2 protein-coding genes and 1 pseudogene are annotated in these 2,106 nt (G+C 64.4%); 1 reads left to right on the forward strand and 2 read right to left on the reverse strand.

The features are described from left to right. Positions 1–619: 619 nt before the first annotated feature. Entirely contained in the window at positions 620–1,207 is a 588-nt protein-coding gene (locus MKL09_RS20370) for a PAS domain-containing protein (RefSeq protein ID WP_244023156.1), read from the reverse strand. 479 nt (positions 1,208–1,686) lie between these two features. On the opposite strand from MKL09_RS20370, the gene MKL09_RS20375 reads away from it, so the two are divergent. Beyond that, the gene (locus MKL09_RS20375; protein WP_244023158.1) at positions 1,687–2,004 is read left to right on the forward strand and encodes a hypothetical protein; all 318 of its coding nucleotides are present in this window, start codon (positions 1,687–1,689) and stop codon (positions 2,002–2,004) included. Here the strand turns inward: MKL09_RS20375 and MKL09_RS20380 are convergent. Then, a pseudogene (locus MKL09_RS20380) lies at positions 1,979–2,106 on the reverse strand (IS5/IS1182 family transposase); the annotation flags it as partial. The gene MKL09_RS20375 and the pseudogene MKL09_RS20380 overlap by 26 nt on opposite strands.

The following is a 2,106-nucleotide window of genomic DNA, read 5'->3' on the forward strand; positions in this document are numbered from 1 at the left end:
TTTTCGACGGCCCTCCAGTTTGGCGACTGGGGGGCCGTTGGCTTTTCAGGGGTCGACTTGCGGCGGCGGTGTCTCCTGATGGTTCCGGCGACTCGCACAGAGCACGCGCCAGCCGGACATGGCATGTCGGCCGGACGGCACGGTTAAGTCAACGTTGAGGAGCCGCAGTGACCGAGCTTGAGAGGGTTGAGCGTGAGATCGCCACCTGCAAGAGAGCGTCCGGTCCTCGTTGCGCGCACTTGAAGACCCAGACCTGTCCGCGGAAGGGGCACGGCGCGAACGAGCGAGCATCGAGCTCTACCGGCGGCATCTCAGCGACCTGCTCGCAAAACGCGACGACCTGCAGGCTCTGATGGGCGAATGAGTATGGCTGTCCTGAACCAGCCGGCGAGGCGCAACGCTTCGTTGACCGCTTAGATGTAGGTTTTCTTCAGCGACCGGGCTCAGCGCCCGAACACTGGCAGAGCAGCACGGTCCACGCCCCCGGACGTCGTGCAGCCCCACCAGCATCGTCGCGTGAAGGCCCGTCCCCGTCGACCTGTCGAGGGCGGGCCTTCTGCGTTTCGCTTTCGTGCCAAGCCTCGACCAACACGGCGTGCGATGGCTCGACGCATTGGGCTTAGTGGACCTTCTGCCCCTGCGGTTGCTCGGGTGCTGGCGGCTCATCCTGCAGTGATGCTGCGATCTGTTGGCCAAGCTCTTTCAGGAGGGCGTCGATCAACAGGCGCATGCGACCTGAGCTGGCCGCATCCAGGGTGCGGATCAACTCGCAGGCCTCGATCGCCCGATCAGCGATACGCTCCAAAACAGCCCCCGACGTCTCGAAAGCCGCGAGGAAATGCGCCGGGCCATCGAGTTGTCCATCGGTCCGGCTGTCAGTGACGTCGATGACGATCCCGCGCCCGAGCATCCGTCCCTTGGTATCCCGCTCGTAGTGACCGCGCGCGAGCACCCAGCGCACGATACCCGGCTCCGGCAGGATGCGGTGCTCCCACACGAACAGTCCGCCCTCCTCGCGCACACTTCGGCTAAGCTCCGGGTCCTGCACGACGTCTTCCGGGTGGAAAATCGACATGAGGTGCGCGCGCGAGATGCCTTCGGTGACCTCAGCGTCGAACAGCCCGAACATCCGAGCCATGACCGCATCGCCCCGGATGCAATCGGCGTCGACGTCCTCCTCCCACAAGCCGATGTCGAGGGTCGTCATCGGCAGCGAGGCAGCGGACAGAGCGTTATGCGATGACCGACGCGGCATGCAGTTCCTGAGCCCTTCACAAGCTGGAGAGGGACCAAGATCACAACTTTCCGTCGCACTGCAATAAGCACATACAACCCTATGGGTCACAAATGTGCTAGGTCGTGGATGACCGAGCGCTATGACGGTGACCGCCGCGACGTCGGCCTCCCTTCAGTAGACCAAGCTGCTGCGACACGTGAGCGCGAGCGCAAATTGCGGGTTTTGAGGCGGATCAGCGACGCCTTGGGCAGACCGGTCGAAGACTTTTACAAAGCCGAGCGTGACGTTCTTCCAGACACGTCAGGCGGTAAGACTCAAAGGTGAGGGATAGGGCCTGCCCGCACTTGCCCCGGCGCCGGTGTCTTGGCACGCCGCAGCCGTGAGGCGGCCGGCGTGGATTTCACCAACGGCGGCGAGCCCGGCGTGAAACTGCACCGGAAGGATCCAGCGTGACTGTCGAGCCCCCTCCCCGCGAACGCCTGCCCGAAGTCCGCCGCCTCACGGAAGCTCTGATCGATCAGGTCCTTGAGGCCCAGATCGTAGGCCGTCCAGTTCCGCGGGAGCAGGGCGAAGCGCTGATCAAAGCCGCCTTCTTCCTGCGCGATTGCAATCTGCCATCATGGCCGATGCTCGCCCAGGCGCTCCATGGCTTAGGCCGGGACGACGACGAGACGTCGCTGACGGCGCCTGCTGAGGATGAGGCGCTGGAGGATATCGACCGGCGTGGGCTAAGACCCCGTTTCATAAGGCTCTGGCGAGCCGCCTGACGAGGATCATGGCCGCGGCGAGCACGAGGAAGGCGAGAGCGGAGGACGGGGTCGCTTCGTGGTCGCGCGCGAGCCTGCGGCAGCGGCTGATCCAACTGAATG

It is taken from the genome of Methylobacterium sp. J-048, assembly GCF_022829515.1.
Taxonomy (GTDB): Bacteria; Pseudomonadota; Alphaproteobacteria; order Rhizobiales; family Beijerinckiaceae; genus Methylobacterium.

Bases quoted from the DNA above. Each gene is read 5' to 3' on its own strand.
- MKL09_RS20370 (WP_244023156.1), bottom strand. From the start codon at position 1,207: ATGACGACCCTCGACATCGGCTTGTGGGAGGAGGACGTCGACGCCGAT.